The organism is Actinoplanes aureus (genome assembly GCF_015704865.1).
GTDB lineage: Bacteria > Actinomycetota > Actinomycetes > Mycobacteriales > Micromonosporaceae > Actinoplanes > Actinoplanes aureus.
In genome coordinates this window covers 206,374-222,393 of sequence record NZ_JADQTO010000001.1, presented here as the reverse complement: position 1 = coordinate 222,393, position 16,020 = coordinate 206,374, and the positions used below count along the sequence as shown (strand labels likewise).

Here is a 16,020-nt window from a genome sequence, read left to right as displayed (position 1 = left end):
CCTCGTGAGCCGGATCAGTAGCTGTAGTCGCTGCCGGAGTCCTCAGCCGCGCCTGCGGCTTCGTCGTCGGCGGGGGGCGCGACCGGCTTCGAGATGGCGGGCAGACACGTCAGGTTCTTGGTGCCGTCCGGGTTGATGACGAACCACTTGCCGCCCACGTTCTGGCCCTTCCACTGACCCGGCTTCTTGTCGCCGAGGTAGCGGTAGAGCGGCCAGCCCTTGAGGGTCAGCTGCTTGGTGCCGTCCGCCCGGGTGACCGTGCCGACGAGATCCGCGCTGACGCCCTTGAGCTTCGGCTCACCGTCGTTGGTGAGCGCCGGCGGCCAGACCTCGGCGCAGTCGCCGTTGCAGTTCGACTTGGCCGGGTCGTCCTTGTCGTCGTCGAAGCGGTACAGGACGAAACCGTCCTGGTCCTCGACGACCTTGCCCATCCGGGGCACCTTCGTGCCGGTCAGCGAGGTCGTCGCGAGCTCGTCGCTGACCTCGGGCGTGTTCGCCTCGCCACCCGCGGGATCCGCGGGCGCCGTGGCCTCCGCGGTGCCCTCCGGCTCGGCCGTCGCCCCCGGCGAGGCGGCGACATCGTTGGACGCAGGTTCAGCCGCGTTGCCGTAGTCGGCCGCGTTGTATCCGGCCGGGGCGCAGCCGGGCAGTGCTACCACCGCCGCCAGCGCAGCGCCGACAACCATCAACTTTCGCTTCTCCGGTGCCACTGGCCCTCCAGCTGATTCAGCTCGCCTATTCCGGGCAGTAGTACGGAGAGCGTGTGAAGTCGGTTGAACAATCGACGCGATCAAATCAGGAAATTTTCTTTTGAACCTTCCGCGTCACCCGTCCGTAAGACCAAGACCACCGCGCGTGAAAATAGGCCCGGCCGCATCAGCAGCCGGGCCTATTCGTGTTCGTACGGTTACGGAACGCGAACCAGAGTCTCGCCCGGGCCGCTCTCGGTGATCTCCTGCACCTGGATGTGCGCGATGTCCTCACGGGCGGTCGCGGTGATCGCCTGGAAGAGCAGCGGGTTGGGGTTGGCGGTGGTTCCCCAGCCACCCTCACCCACGGTCCAGGTGGCGAGCTGCTCCGAGGTGCCGTCCCGGCGGACCGCGACGAGGGCGCACTGCTTGGGTCCGGTGACGTTGGAGACGGCGAAGGAGATCTGGGTGCCCCAGTCCTTCTTCTCCAAGCCGACGGCCATGGCCACGCCACTGCGCGGGTCGGTGCCGTTGAACGGCTCACCGGGCAGCTTGGTGCCGCCGATGCCCACCCCGTCGCCGTTCGGCAGCGGGTCGAGCTGGCTGCTGTTCTGCGCCTGAGGGGCCTGCGGGGTCGACTCCGGCCCGAGCCAGCGGCCACCGGCGAAGAGCGCGCCGATGGACAGCATGGCGAACACGACCACCGCGGCGGCCAGCGAGTAGAGCCGGTGGCTGTTCGCCCGCCGACGCTCGACCCGGACCTCACGGAGCATCTTGTTCAGCACGGCGCCGTCGCGCTCGGACTGCTCGGCGGCGATCAGCGCCTCCGCGTCGACAGTCGCCAGCACGTCCGCCACCTGGACGAACGACTCCAGCTCGAACGCGCACTGCGGGCAGTCGATCAGGTGGTCCTCGAACAGCGAGGCGTCCCGGTCGTCGAGCACGCCCAGCGCGTACGACGCCACGTCGAAGTGCTGTTCCTGTGTCATTCGGTCACCCCCCGCTGCTGAAGAGCCGTCCGCAGCGCCCGCAGCGCGTAGTACACCCGGGACTTGGCCGTGCCCAGCGGCAGGTTCAGCGCCTCCGCCGCTTCCGGCACGGTGCGGCCACGGAAGTACGTCTCGATGAGGATCTCCCGGTGCGAATGGCTCAACTGGCGCAGAGCATCCGACACCGTCATCGACTGAAGGACCTTGTCGGTCTCGTCGGAGGTGGTCGGGAAGCTCTCCAACTCCCGATCGTACGTCTCGGCGGGCCGGGCGTTGGCGCTCCGGTGCTCGTCGATCGCGATCCGCCGGGCCACTGTGACCAGCCACGGACGCAGCGACTGCTGGCCCTGCGCACCGAGACGGTGCGCGTTGCGCCAGGCACGCAGAAGCGTCTCCTGCACGATGTCCTCGGCGCGCTGCCGGTCACCGCCGGTCAGCCGCAGCACGAACATCAGCAGCGGTCCCGCGTGCTCCTCGTAGAGCAGCTTGACCAGCGTGTCCTCGTGGCTCGGGCTGCTGCTCGGAGCGGCCTCGTGCCGCGGCGCCTGCCGCGGGATCACCGTGCCCTCGTCGCGGTGATTGCCACCGTCGAGAGCCTGCCACCTACCACCGGAGTGTTGCCGCGCCATCACACGCACCCTCTCCGGCGCGAGCCGATACTCGGCCACCGCATGCATCGATACCTCCGCCCGGACCCTTCCCCGTCGCCTGTAGTACGGCTGGGGGGCCCGGCCGGGATCAAAGCCGGCTCGAGATTTTCCGGGGCACTCGGTCTCAACGGTCCTCCGCTGCGATCTTGATCATGAAGGCGCCCCGTCGCGGATCACCCTCCGTATTGATCTACGCCGATTCGGACGCCAGGTAAGCCGGAATGATACTCAGTGAGAAGGGACCGCAGACATGTCCGCGAGAATAATTCTCCCGGCGGCAGGAGAGCGTGATCTCGTAGCGTGAACACGCGATTCCTCAGCGTTGTCGATGCTGAGTATTGTGTGGTGAATGGCGACGTCGGCGAACCGTTCGGGTGATGCCTTTATGCCAGTCGGACTCTTTCGGGCGTCGCCCGTCCGGGAGCGCTCCCATTTATGATCGCCCTGCTCACGACGGCGTGATCCTTTCCGTGGAGCCGGCGGACAGCCCTTTCCCGGCCGCCTCGTGAAACTTTCCGCGATTTCCCGGACGATGTCCCACCGCCCGGAAGCTCGCGCCACGATGTGGGACCGTGCACACACCGGATCGGCTCAGCGCGACCGGGCGGTTGCCAGCGCGAGCGCCCGGTGCAGCACCCGGGCGTCCCCCAGCATCCCGCGCAGGCGGCGCTCCAGCCCGGCGATCGGCACCAGGTTCTGCGGCGCACGCGGATCCTTGTACGCCGACGACGCGAACCGGGGCAGGGTCACCCCGGACACCTCGGCCAGCTCGATCGCCTGATCCGCGGTGAGATCCGGCGAACACTCCACCCGGACCACCCCGGACCAGGGTGCACCGGACGAACCGGGCAGTCGCAGGTACCACGACCAGCCGCCCCAGACCGTCCCGAGGTGGAACACCGGGGTCCGCTGGCTCGGCCGCAGGCGGGGGACGATGGCCTCCTGCGCGGCCGGCAGATAGTGCTTCTGCTGGGTCTTCACATAGCCGATCGTGCGCGGCAGCTGCCGCCGGTTGCGCAACGGACCGTCCACGATCAGCAGGTCGGCTCCGTCCGAGCCGCCGTCCCGGGCCGCCGCCGAGATCTCGATCTCCAGCGCGGTCAGCGGGCCCTGCACCGCGGCCGGCAGCTTGCTGGCCTCACCGGTGCCGTGGATCCGGTGCACCTCGTAGCGCACCGAACCGGCCTGCACGTCGGTCGCCGTCGGGCTGGCGGTGAACAGGCCGCGGGCGACCCGGGCCCCGGCCAGCTCGGCGATGCCGTTGGCCAGGTCGCAGCGGACCACCCCGGCGGCGTACGAGGCGGCGAGCCCGGCGTACGACGTGCCGTCCTCCTCCGCCGTCCACAGCCCGGCGTCGTTACGCCGCACCCCGTCGACCAGGAACACCACGTCGGGCATCCGGGTCCGGGGCGAGACGTCGATCGGCGCCCACTCGGCGGCCGGCACCTCCACGTCCAGGTCGACCTGGGCGCTGCTGGACGACCCCGGCCCCTCGCCACCGTCGCCGCCCTCGTACGACGCGCCGTACGACGGGTCCCACGCGTCGACGTACATCCTGGTCACAGGCCGACCCTCTCGACGTACGCGGTCCGTGCGTCCTTGTGCACCTCGAACCGGACCGGCACCCGCTCGGCCAGTGCCTGCACGTGGGTGACCAGGCCGACCATCCGGTCACCGCGAGCCGCCAGGTTCTCCAGCGTGGCGGCGACCACGTCGAGGGTGGCCGCGTCGAGGGTGCCGAAACCCTCGTCCAGCACGATCGACTCCAGGCTGGCGGCGGTGGTGCTCATCCCGGCCAGCTGCTCGGAGAGAGCCAGCGCCAGGGCGAGCGAGGCCTGGAAGGTCTCGCCTCCGGAGAGCGTGCGCACCCCGCGCTGCAGTCCGGCGTCGTGGTGGTCCACCACGAAGAACTCGCCCTTGGTGTGGATCAGCTCGTACTGCCCGCCGGTGAGTTCCCGCAGGATCCGCGACGCCCCGTCGACAAGCAGGTCGAGGGCCTCCTCGAGCAGCCAGCGCTCGAAGTTGTTGGCCCGCAGATGGCCGGCGAGCGATTTCGCCACCCGGCCCTCCCGCAGCAGCGCGTCCCGCTGCTCGGCCGCCTCCCGGGCCTGCTGCCGCCGCTCCACCAGCCGCTGCCAGCCCGCCTCGGCCCGCTCGGCGGCGACCGCGGCGGCCCGGATCAGCCCGGCCTCGGCGTCGGCCACCGAGGTGGCCCGCTCCGCGGCGCGCGACGCGGAGACACCCGGCCGGATCACACCCGGAGCCGGACCGCCCGGCGGGTTCAGCCCGGCGGCGGTGAAGAGCTCGACGATCGCCGTGTACGCCCGGACCGTCGACTCATGCGCCGCGGCGACCGCTCGGTCCGCCTCGTCCCGGGCGGCCAGCCGGGCCTCGTGCTCCCCGCCGGCCCACTCGACGAGCGTCCGCCAGGCGCCGGCCAGGTCGTCCCGGTCGGTCGGCGGTGGTCCGAACCGGGCCAGCCCGTCGCGGACCGTGTCGAACTTGCGCCACGCCGTACGCTGCTCGTCCTCCGCGGAGCGGACCGCGTTCTGCGCACGGCGATGCGCGTCGCGTGCCGCCCGCACCGCAGCGGTCGCGGCCTCCAGCTTGTGCTGCAACTCGGCCAGGTCGGCCAGCCGGGCCTGCACCGCCTCCACCGGCGGCAGCCCGGCGACGGCGGCCCGCACCTCGGCCAGCCGGGACAGGTGGTGCTCGTACTGCCCGCGCTTGCGCTCGAGGTCGCTCTCCAGGTTGCGGGCCACCGCGTCGCGCTGCTGCCAGCGGGTGGTGGCCTGCTCGGCCGCCTCGCGCGCCGCGTTGCCGGCCGCCTCGGCCAGCCGGACCGCCGACTCGCGCGGCACCTCCGGAACGACCGTGACCGGCTGCTCGCAGACCGGGCAGGCATGGCCGGCGACCAGGTGCCCGCGCAGCGCGGTCGCCCGGTCCCGCTGCTGGGCGTCCCGGTAGTCCTGCCGGGCCTGCTCCAGCAACTGCTGCGCGCCGGTGTGCTCGGCCTGCGCCAGCTCGGCGGCGGAGAGCGCGTCCCGGTACTCCACCTCGGCGACCGACACCTTGCCGGCGAACCACTCCTCCTGCTCGACCAGCCGGGCCAGCTCGGTGTGCCGGTCCAGCATCAGCCGCAACGACCCGGCGTCGCCGGCCGCGGCCAGCTCACCGCGGACCTTCTCCTCGGCCTCCTCGGCCGCGTGCACCTCGCGCGAGGCCTGTTCGGCGGCGGCACGAGCCGCGACGATCGCGCCGGTCGCCTCGGCCAACCCCGCGGGCGTACGCACGGACGACAGCAACGTCAGCTCCGCGTCGAGCGTGTCCCGGGCGCCGAGCGCCGTGGTCTCCGCCTCCCGGGCGGTACGCAGTCCCGGTACGGCGCTCTCCACCTCCCGGGTCAGCTCGCGCATCCGCTCCAGGTACGCCCCGGCCGCGTCGACCGCCTCGTCGGTGGCGTCGTCCAGCGCGTCCATCTGCTGCTCGATCACGCCCAGCTTGGCCTCCGCGGTCTTGCCCCGCTCGGCGGCCCGGACCTGCACCTCCTCGTAGACGTGCAGGCCGAGCAGGTTGACCAGGATCTGCTGGCGAGTGGCCGGTTTCGCGTGCAGGAAGTCGGCGAACTGGCCCTGCGGCAGCACCACGCAGCTGGTGAACTGCTCGTACGGCAGGCCGACCGCGTCCTGCACGGCCCGGTCCATCTCGGCCGGGGTGCCGGCCAGCGCCTCACCGAGGTCGTCCAGGTCCATGCCGGTGTCGAGCTTCGTCACGTCGAAGCCGGGCGGCATCAGCTGGAGACCGGCACCAGCCGTCTTCACGTTGCCCCGGCCGTCCCTGCGCACCACCCGGGTGGCGATGTACCGATCGCCGGCCGACTCGAAGCAGAGCCGCACCTTCGCCTCGACGGCCGAGGGAGCCAGCGCGTTGCCGATGCCGCGGGTGCCGCCCCAGCGCGGGACCGTGCCGTAAAGAGCGAAGCAGATCGCGTCCAGCACGGTCGACTTGCCGGAACCGGTCGGTCCGACCAGCGCGAAGTAGTCGGCGTCGGTGAAGTCCACCGTGGTCGGATCGCGGAACACCGTGAACCCCGCCATGTCGAGCCTGAGTGGCCTCATTGGTTGCTGCTCACCTCGTCGTACAGCTCGTCGAATAGCTCGCGGACGCCCTCCTCGGCGTTGCCGCGACTGTCCAGGTAATCGCCGAAGAGCTCGCGCGGGGACCGGCCGGCCCGTTCCGCCGCACGCTCGGATGTCCGGTTCGGCAGCATGTCCGGGTCGATGCGCACCTCCAGCGCGTTCGGCAGCAGTTCCTGCACGTCCTCGCGGAGGCCGGGCCGGGGCGCCTCCCGGACCAGGACACGCAGCCAGGCGTCCGGAAGGTTCACCTTGGCGAGCTGGTCCAGCGAGCCGCGAACGGTGCGCAGGGTGAGCGCCGAGGTGACCGGTACGTCCCGGATCCGGGCGGCCTGGTCGGCGGCGACGTCCACGATCGCGACCGAGCTGATGTTCTCCTCCTCGCCGAAGTCGACGGCGAGCGGGCTGCCGGAGTACCGCGTCGGGCAGGGCGAGATCACCTGCTGGGAGCGGTGCAGGTGGCCGAGGGCCACGTAGTGCGCGTTCGGCGGGAAGACGGTGGCGGGAACCGCGTACCCCATGATGGTGTGGGCCTCGCGCTCGCCCCCGCCGGCGCTCGCTCCGACGATGGTCAGGTGTGCGGTGAGCAGGTTGACCACACCGGCCTCGGCGAACGGCTCGCTGAGCTTGGCGATCAGGCGGGCGACCAGGTCGGCGTACGTCTGGTTGGCCTCGGCGGCGGACAGGTCGTACATCTCGGCGGCGCGGATCGCGTACCGCTGGGAGAGGAACGGCAGGGCGACCAGCCGCCAGCGCTCACCGCCCTCGGTGGTCCCCTCGATCAGCAGATCGCTGAGATCACCCTTCGGGTACGACCCGCGCAGCTCGATGCCGGCCGCGTCGGCCCACGGCCGCAGGGCGTCCAGCGCGGCCCCGTTGTCGTGGTTGCCGCCGATCGCCACCACCCGCGCGCCGGTCTTGCGCAACGCCGAGAGTGCCCGGGTGACCAGCCGCGTCGCGTCCGCGGTCGGCGCGGCGGTGTCGTAGAGATCACCGGCGACGATCACCAGGTCGGGGCGCTCCGCCTGGGCGATCTCGATCACCTGGGCGAGCACCTTGGTGTGCTCCTCGAACCGGTTGCGGCCCTTGAGGACCTTGCCGACGTGCCAGTCGGAGGTGTGCAGGATGCGCATCGCGAAACCTTAGAACGGGATGTCGTCGTCGGATCCGCCGCCGCTGCCGACCACGGCGAACGGATCGGCGCCCTGCACGATCGATCGCATGGTCTCAGCGGGTGGCGGACCGGACTCCGACTTGCGGGTGGCCCAGGCCGGGAAGGGGAACTCGACGCAGAGCGGGACCGGGATGTCCGGCTGGTTGACGAACATCGTGCCGGGGCGGGCCAGCAGGGCGCGCTGGCGCATCGCCGGAGGAAGGAAGCCGTACTCCGGGCGGGAGGCCTCGGCCGGGTCGAGCCGGCCGACCACCCGGATCGCCGAGTTGGTGACGATCCGGCGCTCGACCTCACTGGCGGTCTGCTGGGCGCCGATCAGGATGACGCCGAGCGAGCGGCCCCGCTCGGCGATGTCGAGCAGCACCTCCTTGATCGGCGAGGACCCCTCGCGAGGTGCGTACTTGTTCAGCTCGTCGAGGACGACGAAGAGCAGCGGGCGGCCGGTGCCGGACTTCTCCTTCTCCTCGAACTCGGTCTTCAGCGTCACACCGACCACGAAGCGCTGCGCCCGGTCCGGCAGGTTGTGCAGGTCGACCACGGTGACCTGGGCACTGTTCGCGGTCTTGATCTGGTGCGGGCGGCGGGACGCCAGATCGCCGCGGATCAGCCGGGCCAGGTCGCGCTTGCTGCCGATCAGCCGCCGGGCGAACGCGTTGACGGTGCCCATGTTGATCGCGCTGCCGGCCCAGGTGGACCGGGTCTCGTCGTCGGTGAGCTGCTCGACGATGTGGTCCACCAGGTCGCCGTAGGAGTTGATGCGGCGGCCGTCGATGCTGATCCCGCCCTCGGCCGGGACCGCGAACCGGTTGAGGTGGGCGGTCACCGAGTGGACGACCATCGTGTACTGCTGGCGCTCGTCGTCGGCGTCGGCGAACACGTAGGGCAGCAGCTTGGCGGAGCAGAACTCCTCGAGCGTCCAGTAGAACGAGTCGACCCCGGTGAGGCGGCTGCTCACGTCCGGCGAGCCGGAGGAGTCGCCGGCGCGCGGCGGTGCGTAGACCCGGACGTCGGAGAACGGGCCGGCGGGCAGATCGAGCAATTTGTACGCCGCGCGGGTGGAATCGTCCAGCTTTGTATTGGGATGGTCGAGGAAGAGCAGGTCCTCGCCCTTCACGTTGAAGATCAGGGCGCGGGCGTTGGTGCCGTCCGCCCCCAGCTGCCCGGAACGGAACACCGAATAGAGCAGGAACGTGGCGAAACTGGTCTTGGTGGCCACGCCGGAGATGCCGGAGATCGACACGTGCGCGCCACGCGTCCCGTCCAGGAAGTCGGCGTTGAGGAAGACCGGCACCCCGTCGCGGCCGGTGCCCATCGGGACCCGCCGCTCCATCCGGTCGAAGTGCAGCGCCGCGTCACGGGCCGCACCGGAGGCGCGGTGCACGACCGCCCCGGGAGCGGGCGGCACATACAGCTCCGGGTCGACCCGGGTGGTGGTGATCTCGGCCGCCTCCTGGACCATCGCCGGCAGGGTGCCGTCGGCGATGGCGAAGACGTCCGAGTCGAACTGGGCACCCTCGTGGCGGGCCCGGACCTGGGTGACGACCCCGGCGATGGTCACCGGCTCGCGGTCCGGCAGATCACGCTTGGTCACCACGACGTCGTCGAGTTGCAGGTAGTTCCCGGGGGTCACGGCCGTCCAGAACTGCAACGGGGTGGCATCCGCTGTACCTAGCACTCGGCCGACGGGGTCCACGTCCGGGTTTGCATTCAGTTTTCCGCCGCGGACGGGCACAGTTTCGTCAGACACGCGGATCATGTTGCCTCAGATGTACGACAAAAAGCCTGCCAGCTTCGTTGTCCACAACTTATGGGGTCCATCCACAGAGTTATGCACAAGATATTGATCATCGGGTGGAGGCGCGCGCGTACCTCAGGAAGAGCATGTCGTCGCGCGTGAGTGCGTGCCGCAGCGACATCCGGCGCGGCGGCGCCGGCGTGCCCTGCGCGATGCGGCCCGCCGCGCCGCCCACCAGCAGCGGAGCGACCGTCAGGCACAGCTCGTCCACCAGATCCTCGGCGATCATCGAGCCCAGCAGGCCCGGACCGCCCTCGCAGAGCAGCTGGGTCGCGCCGCGTTCGTGCAGGTGCCGCACCGCCGCCGCGAGGTCGACCCGGTCCTCGCCGACCGCGATCACCTCGGCGACCTCGGCGATCCGGGCGGCAGCGGGCGCCCGGCGGCAGGTGAACACGATCGGGTGAATCGGCGCGTCCGCGAAGATCAGCTGCTCGGGGTCGAGGTCGAGGGAACCCGAGACGATCACCATGAGCGGGAACTCGGACAGCCCGTTCGCCAGCCGCCGGGCCGGATCGGGCCGCAGCGCGTCGTACTTCTCGGCCCGGACGGTGCCGGCGGCGACGATCAGCGCGTCGCAGGAGACGCGCAGCAGGTCGAAGATCTCCTTGTCGCCCGGCCCCTGGAGGCCGGCGGAGAGCCCGTCCACGGTGACCGCGCCGTCCGCGCTGGCGATGAAGTTGACGCGCAGCGTCGGGTGCGGGTTGCGCGGGTACAGCCGGGCCAGGCCGTCAGCATCGGACGGCCAGCTGTGCAGTGCGGTCACGGGCCGGCCGGACCGGTGACCGGTGGAGTCGGCTTGATCTCCCGGTGCTGGCAGTCACACCACGAGCCACCCCGGCACTCGTCGTGCCGCCGCTCCCGGCACGCCTGGCAAATCATGTCATCGACCCTACGGCAGCTTGACGACTGGGACACGACCACGCAACCAGTCAGAAACGGCGGTTCGGCAGGCTGTAGGCCGGCGGCCTCACCGGCCGTCCGCGACGGGAGGAGATTCATGTTGCTGCGGGTACGAGTCACCCTGCCGGACCGTCCCGGTGCCCTCGGACAGGTCGCGCGCACCCTCGGGGTGGCCGGCGCGGACATCGTCCAGGTCGTGGTGCTGGAACGGCTCGGCGGCCGGGCTGTCGACGACTTCACCGTCGTGTGGCCCGGCGCGTCCCGCGTGGAGCGCCTCCTCGCCGGGCTCGCCGCCATCCCCGGAGTCCAGGTGGACGGCGTGTGGAAGGCCATCGGCGCACCGGTCAACGGCGGGTACGACGCCGAGCTGCTCGCCCAGGTCGCGGCGAACCCGGTCGACGGCCTGGCCACGCTTGTCGACGCCGTACCGGGGCTGCTCGCCGCGGACTGGGCCGCCGCCGCCGTGGTGCCGGCCGACTGGGCCACGCGCAGCGGCTCCGGCAACCCGGCCGGTGAGCCGCCACGGGTGGCGTACGCGAGCTGGCGCGCCCCGTCCCCGCTGCACCTGCCCGAGGTGACCCCGCTGCGCGCCCGCCCGCTCACCGAACCCGGCGGCGCCCGGTACGCGGTCGCCCCGTTCGGCCGGGCCGGACTGGTCCTGGTGGTCGCCCGCACGGACGAGGACGACCTGACCGCCGCCGCCTTCCACATCACCGAGGTGGACCGGGTCGCGCAGCTGGTCCGTGCCGCCGCGACCATCCTCGGCGACCGGCTGGACGCCGCCGGAGTGGCTGCCGCGGCCACCCACATGTGACCGTCGTAACGCCAAAAGCCCAGCTCAAGCAATATCTAGGCAACAACGAGGGTGCACCCTTGAGGGAGGAGGAAAGGAGAGCCCGAAATGGCGTTGTGGCGAGTCAGGGCAACGGTCGACGACCGTCCCGGATACCTCTCCGTGCTGACCGCGAGTCTCGCTCTGCGATCGGTGAACATCCTCGCCGTCCAGGTGCACACCACCGAAGAGGGCGCGGTCGACGACTTCCTGGTCGACGCGCCGGACATGCTGACCGAGTCGGACATCATGGCCGCCGTGGTCAAGGGCCGCGGGCGGGACGCCTTCGTGACCCGGGCCGACCCGCAGAGCCTGGCCGATCAGCCCACCCGGGCCCTGGCGCTGGCCGGCCGGCTGGTGCACGAGCCCGAGTCGCTGGGTGAGACGCTCGCCGCCCTGCTCGACGCGACCGAGGTGCGCTGGCGGCCGGCCGCCACAGCCGACCGGCCCGGTTTCCACGGCGGCCGGATGACGCTGGCCGATCCGGCCGGCGGGGCGTACGAGGTGCTCCGCGCCCTGCCCGCGTTCACCCCGGCGGAGTACGCCCGGGCGCAGTCCCTGGTCGAGGTCGCCGGCACCGTCCTGCGACAGCACCGGGAGCAGGTCACCATGCTGCTGCCGGACGGCACCGAGCTGGTGCTCCGCCCGGCCGGCAAGGACGACCTGGCCGCGGTCCGCGAGCTGCACGAGGACTGCTCGCCCACCACCCTGCACCGCCGCTACCTCGGCGGTGCCGTTCCGGACGAGTCCCGGCTGGGCCGGATGCTGGAGCCGCCCGGCGGGGTGACCCTGCTCGCGGTCGCGCCCGGCGGGCCGGTGGTGGCGATGGCGACCCTGCTGGCCGAGGGCGACCTGGGCGAGGTCGCCGTCCTGGTCGAGGACGCCTGGCAGCGGCGCGGGCTGGGTACGGCTCTGCTGCGGCGCCTGCACGCGCACGCCGGGCGGGCCGGGCTCGCCGCGCTGGTGGCACACGTGGCCGCCGGCGATGCGGCGATGCTGGACACGCTGCGCCGCCTCGGAGCGGAGCGCTTCGAGCGCGACGGCACGGTGGTCAGCGCGACCCTGCCGGCGGCCGGACGGCCGGTCGGCGACGAGACTCCGGCCACCTCCGGGTGACTGGGTGAGAGGGTGGCGGCGGGCCCGGTTCGGACCCGCCGTCACCCATGGGTCGTGCCGTGCTCCACGCAGGTGGCCGTCCAGCCGGTCGGGACGACCTGCACCTTCATCCGGCGGCGGCACCGCGGGCAGAACCGCGGCGGCTCCAGCGCACGCGCCGCCGCACAGGCCGCGTGGTCACCCTCGGTGACCGGGAGCCCGCACCGGTCGCAGAAGGTCTGCGTCGGGCACTGCATCAGAACGTGGCCGAGAGCGACTTGACCGGCATCTTCAGGTCCTGGAGCAGGTCCAGGTCGGCGGTGGCCGGGCGGCCCAGCGTGGTCAGGTAGTTGCCGACGATCACCGCGTTGATGCCGCCGAGCAGGCCGTCACGCGTACCCAGGTCGCCGAGGGTGATTTCGCGGCCGCCCGCGTACCGAAGAATGGTTTTCGGCATCGCCAGCCGGAAGGCGGCGATCGCGCGCAGCGCGTCCTTGCCCTCCACCACCGGGCGGTCGCCGAGCGGGGTGCCGGGCCGGGGGTTCAGGAAGTTCAGCGGGACCTCGTGCGGGTCCAGCTCGGCCAGCTGGGCGGCGAACTCGGCGCGCTGCTCGATCGTCTCCCCCAGGCCGAGGATGCCGCCGCAGCAGACCTCCATGCCGGAGTCGCGCACCATCTTCAGCGTCTCCCAGCGCTCCTCGAAGGAGTGCGTGGTCACCACGTTCGGAAAGTACGACCGGCAGGTCTCGAGATTGTGGTTGTAACGGTGCACGCCCATCTCGACGAGCTCGTCGACCTGCTCCTTGGTGAGCATGCCGAGGCTCGCGGCGACCTGGATGTCCACCGCCTCCTTGATCGCCTTGACGCCGGCACGCATCTGATCCATCAGCCGCTTGTCCGGCCCGCGCACCGCCGCCACGATGCAGAACTCGGTCGCGCCGGTGGCCGCGGTCTGCTTCGCCGCCTCCACGAGAGAGGGAATGTCCAGCCAGACCGCCCGCACCGGGGAGGCGAACAGGCCGGACTGGGAGCAGAAGTGACAGTCCTCGGGGCAGCCGCCGGTCTTCAGCGAGATGATGCCCTCGACCTCGACCTCGGGTCCGCACCACTTCATCCGCACGTCGTGGGCCAGCTGCAACAACGCCGGCAGATCCTCGTCGGGAAGCCGAAGAACCTCGAGGATCTGCTCCTCGTCGAGTCCGGCACCTGATTCGAGGACCCGGGTCCGGGCCCGGTCGAGGATCTCTGACATGCCCGTACCCTACCGAGTTCCGGGCTCGGCGGAACTGTCGGTGGTGGGTGGTAGTTTCCCCTTCTCGTGATCTGTAGGGGGTGTCTTGGCGGACTGGTTGGAGGCGCTCGATCGCCTGGCCGGTGACCGGGCCAAGGCGGGTCTCACACGCCGGCTGCGGCCGCGGGCCGCCGGCGACGCCGTCGTCGACCTGGCCGGAAACGATTACCTCGGCCTCTCCACTCACCCCCGGGTCGTCGCCGCGGCGCGGCAGGCCATCGAGGCGTACGGGCTGGGGGCGACCGGCTCGCGGCTGGTCCGCGGGTCGACCGACGCGCACGCCGCTCTGGAGCACACCCTGGCCGCCTGGACCGGCGCGCAGGACGCGCTGGTCTTCTCCTCGGGATATCTGGCGAACCTCGCGGTGGTCCGGGCCGTCGGCGCGGTCTGCGACCTGGTCGTCTCGGACGCGTACAACCACGCGTCCCTGATCGACGGCTGCCGGATCTCCGGGCTTCCGGTGACGGTGGCGCCGCACAACGACCCCGGAGCCGTCGCCGCGATTCTGGACGCCCATCCCGGGCGGGCCGCCGTGGTGACCGAGTCGGTCTTCTCCGTCGACGGTGACCTCGCCCCGCTGGCGGAGCTCTACGAGGTGACGTCGGCCCGAGGCGCACTGCTGATCGTCGACGACGCGCACGCGCTCGGCCTGCTCGGGGCCGCGGGCGCCGGCGGCGTGGCGGCGGCCGGGCTCGCCGGGCGGTCCGACGTGATCGTCACGGCGACGCTCTCCAAGTCGCTCGGCGGCGCCGGCGGGGTGATCGCGGGTCCGGCGCCGTTCATCCGGCACCTGGTGGACACCGGCCGCACCTTCATCTACGACACCGCCCCACCGCCGGCCGTCGTCGCCGGCGTGCTCGCCGCGGTCGAGGTCGCTCGGGCCGCCGACGACCGGCGGCAGGTGCTGTTTCGCCGGGGCGCCGAGGTCGTCACCCGGCTGCGGCAAGCGGGCTTCGACGTCCGGAAACCGGCCGCCGGGGTGCTCTCGGTGCCGGCCCCGGGCCCGGAGGCGGCCGTGGCGTGGGCGGCGGACTGCCGCGACCGAGGGGTCGCGGTCGGCTGCTTCCGGCCCCCGTCGACCCCGGACGGCAGCTCGCGTCTGCGGCTGACCTTGAACGCGGGTGTGTCCGCTGCGGACTTCGCCCGAGCCTTGAACGTGATCGTGGAGTGCGCACCATGACCCCCTCCTATTACGCCGGCATCTCGATGGTTCCGCCGCCTCGCGGGACCCAGAGCCGCGGGCATGGCCTGCCACTCGGGCCACCACCCACCCGGAAGCCGGACGAGATGGATCCGTTGCAGACTCACGGCGGAGGCCACCCGGCCACGCCAGGCGGCACAGCCACGCCAGGCGGCACAGCCACGCCAGGCGGCACAGCCACGCCAGGCGGCACGACCACGCCAGGCGGCACGACCACGCCAGGCGGCACGACCACGCCAGCCGACCCGGTCACGCCAGGCGGCACGACCACGCCAGCCGACCCGGCCACGCCGGCCTGGACCACGCCTGCTGAGCCGGCCGAAACCGTGCCAGCTGGGCCGGCCGTGCCCGCCGGACCGGGCGAAACCGTGCCGGGCGCTGAGCCCACCGCCGAGCCCATCGCCGCCTCCGAGGTGGACGGCGAGGCCCTCGCCGAGGAGATCGACACCGAGCTCGCCGCGCAGGCCGCCACCACCACCGCCCAGCCCGCGCCGAGCCGCCCCGAATCCGCCGAGTGGCGCGGGATCGTGCTGGTCACCGGCACCGACACCGAGGTCGGCAAGACCATCGCCACCGCTGCCATGGCCGCCGCCGCACAGGGCGCCGGGCTGCGTGTCGCCGTGATCAAACCCGGTCAGACCGGGATCGCCACCGGCGCGCCCACCGACGCCGAGGTGGTGACCCGGCTAGCAGGACCGGCCACCGTCCGCACGCTGGCGGAGTACCCGGAGCCGCTCGCCCCGCTCGCCGCCGCGAAGGTGGCCGGCCTGCCCGCGCTGGACCTGTTCGACGTGGTCGACGCGATCCGGGCCGAGGCCGGGAAACACGACCTGGTGCTGGTCGAGGGCGCGGGCGGGCTGCTCGTGCCGATGGGACTGCGCCCGTCCGGCGAGCCGTGGACCTTCGCCGACCTGGCCACCACGCTCGGCGCCAACATGATCGTGGTGGCCCGGGCCGGCCTCGGCACGCTGAACCACACCGCGCTCACCCTGGAGGCGCTCAACCGCCGCGGCGTACCGGCCCGGGTGATCCTCGGCGCCTGGCCGGCCGAACCCGAGCTGGTCCACTGGGCCAACCTGAGCGAGCTGGTCCCGCACCTGGTCGGCGCCCTGCCGGCCGGCGCCGGGTCGATGGATCCGGGGGTGTTCCGCCGGTCCGCGCCGGGGTGGCTGACGCCGGCTCTGCACGGCGTCCTGGACAACTGGCGCGTCTGGGCGGAGGAAGCAGGATAACGGGACACCAGGCACAATTACTGTGCCGGGAGGTGG

Annotated in this window: 14 protein-coding genes; 4 read left to right on the top strand and 10 right to left on the bottom strand. The window is 72.0% G+C overall.

Annotated elements, in window-relative coordinates; all coding sequences use genetic code 11:
- Positions 1-14: 14 nt before the first annotated feature.
- From I4J89_RS01025 to I4J89_RS00990, 8 genes are all read right to left on the bottom strand, one after another.
- Positions 15-686, bottom strand: coding sequence for a hypothetical protein (locus I4J89_RS01025; RefSeq protein WP_196411868.1), 672 nt, complete (start codon positions 684-686; stop codon positions 15-17).
- 221 nt (positions 687-907) lie between these two features.
- A complete protein-coding gene (locus I4J89_RS01020; protein ID WP_196411867.1) occupies positions 908-1,678 on the bottom strand; it encodes a zf-HC2 domain-containing protein in 771 nt (256 codons plus the stop codon).
- Complete coding sequence (locus I4J89_RS01015) at positions 1,675-2,355, bottom strand: sigma-70 family RNA polymerase sigma factor (RefSeq protein ID WP_196411866.1); 681 nt, start codon at positions 2,353-2,355, stop codon at positions 1,675-1,677. The genes I4J89_RS01020 and I4J89_RS01015 overlap by 4 nt, the downstream gene beginning before the upstream one ends.
- 564 nt (positions 2,356-2,919) lie before the next feature.
- Entirely contained in the window at positions 2,920-3,891 is a 972-nt protein-coding gene (locus I4J89_RS01010) for a hypothetical protein (RefSeq protein ID WP_196411865.1), read from the bottom strand.
- Positions 3,888-6,446: an AAA family ATPase gene (locus I4J89_RS01005; RefSeq protein ID WP_196411864.1), complete on the bottom strand. Its 2,559-nt coding sequence runs from the start codon at positions 6,444-6,446 to the stop codon at positions 3,888-3,890. The genes I4J89_RS01010 and I4J89_RS01005 overlap by 4 nt, the downstream gene beginning before the upstream one ends.
- Positions 6,443-7,597, bottom strand: coding sequence for an exonuclease SbcCD subunit D (locus I4J89_RS01000; protein ID WP_196411863.1), 1,155 nt, complete (start codon positions 7,595-7,597; stop codon positions 6,443-6,445). Before I4J89_RS01000 ends, I4J89_RS01005 begins: the two co-directional genes overlap by 4 nt.
- Before the next feature lie 9 nt (positions 7,598-7,606).
- A complete protein-coding gene (locus I4J89_RS00995) occupies positions 7,607-9,394 on the bottom strand; it encodes an ATP-binding protein (protein WP_230858154.1) in 1,788 nt (595 codons plus the stop codon).
- Between the two features lie 88 nt (positions 9,395-9,482).
- The gene (locus tag I4J89_RS00990) at positions 9,483-10,196 is read right to left on the bottom strand and encodes a pyrimidine reductase family protein (protein WP_196411862.1); all 714 of its coding nucleotides are present in this window, start codon (positions 10,194-10,196) and stop codon (positions 9,483-9,485) included.
- Between the two features lie 234 nt (positions 10,197-10,430).
- Here I4J89_RS00990 and I4J89_RS00985 point away from each other — a divergent pair, with 234 nt between their 5' ends.
- Positions 10,431-11,147 (top strand): ACT domain-containing protein, encoded by a 717-nt coding sequence (locus I4J89_RS00985; RefSeq protein WP_196411861.1) that lies wholly within the window; start codon positions 10,431-10,433, stop codon positions 11,145-11,147.
- An 87-nt stretch (positions 11,148-11,234) separates the two neighbouring features.
- Positions 11,235-12,281 (top strand): GNAT family N-acetyltransferase, encoded by a 1,047-nt coding sequence (locus tag I4J89_RS00980; protein ID WP_196411860.1) that lies wholly within the window; start codon positions 11,235-11,237, stop codon positions 12,279-12,281.
- Between the two features lie 41 nt (positions 12,282-12,322).
- On the opposite strand, the gene bsaP is transcribed toward I4J89_RS00980, so the two are convergent.
- Together bsaP and bioB are read right to left on the bottom strand one after the other, a co-directional pair.
- Positions 12,323-12,517 (bottom strand): biotin synthase auxiliary protein BsaP, encoded by a 195-nt coding sequence (gene bsaP, locus I4J89_RS00975; protein WP_196411859.1) that lies wholly within the window; start codon positions 12,515-12,517, stop codon positions 12,323-12,325.
- A complete protein-coding gene (gene bioB, locus I4J89_RS00970; protein WP_196411858.1) occupies positions 12,517-13,512 on the bottom strand; it encodes a biotin synthase BioB in 996 nt (331 codons plus the stop codon). The genes bsaP and bioB overlap by 1 nt, the downstream gene beginning before the upstream one ends.
- A gap of 85 nt (positions 13,513-13,597) precedes the next feature.
- Here bioB and I4J89_RS00965 point away from each other — a divergent pair, with 85 nt between their 5' ends.
- Together I4J89_RS00965 and bioD are read left to right on the top strand one after the other, a co-directional pair.
- On the top strand, positions 13,598-14,731 hold the full coding sequence (locus I4J89_RS00965; protein WP_196411857.1) for an 8-amino-7-oxononanoate synthase: 1,134 nt from the start codon (positions 13,598-13,600) through the stop codon (positions 14,729-14,731).
- A gap of 545 nt (positions 14,732-15,276) precedes the next feature.
- Positions 15,277-15,984, top strand: coding sequence for a dethiobiotin synthase (gene bioD, locus I4J89_RS00960; protein ID WP_309238160.1), 708 nt, complete (start codon positions 15,277-15,279; stop codon positions 15,982-15,984).
- Positions 15,985-16,020 lie beyond the last annotated feature (36 nt).

Bases quoted from the DNA above. Each gene is read 5' to 3' on its own strand.
- I4J89_RS01005 (WP_196411864.1), bottom strand. From the start codon at position 6,446: ATGAGGCCACTCAGGCTCGACATGGCGGGGTTCACGGTGTTCCGCGAT.
- bsaP (WP_196411859.1), bottom strand. From the start codon at position 12,517: ATGCAGTGCCCGACGCAGACCTTCTGCGACCGGTGCGGGCTCCCGGTC.
- I4J89_RS00985 (WP_196411861.1), top strand. From the start codon at position 10,431: ATGTTGCTGCGGGTACGAGTCACCCTGCCGGACCGTCCCGGTGCCCTC.
- I4J89_RS01025 (WP_196411868.1), bottom strand. From the start codon at position 686: ATGGTTGTCGGCGCTGCGCTGGCGGCGGTGGTAGCACTGCCCGGCTGC.
- I4J89_RS00995 (WP_230858154.1), bottom strand. From the start codon at position 9,394: ATGATCCGCGTGTCTGACGAAACTGTGCCCGTCCGCGGCGGAAAACTG.
- I4J89_RS01015 (WP_196411866.1), bottom strand. From the start codon at position 2,355: ATGCATGCGGTGGCCGAGTATCGGCTCGCGCCGGAGAGGGTGCGTGTG.
- I4J89_RS00980 (WP_196411860.1), top strand. From the start codon at position 11,235: ATGGCGTTGTGGCGAGTCAGGGCAACGGTCGACGACCGTCCCGGATAC.
- I4J89_RS01020 (WP_196411867.1), bottom strand. From the start codon at position 1,678: ATGACACAGGAACAGCACTTCGACGTGGCGTCGTACGCGCTGGGCGTG.
- bioB (WP_196411858.1), bottom strand. From the start codon at position 13,512: ATGTCAGAGATCCTCGACCGGGCCCGGACCCGGGTCCTCGAATCAGGT.
- I4J89_RS01000 (WP_196411863.1), bottom strand. From the start codon at position 7,597: ATGCGCATCCTGCACACCTCCGACTGGCACGTCGGCAAGGTCCTCAAG.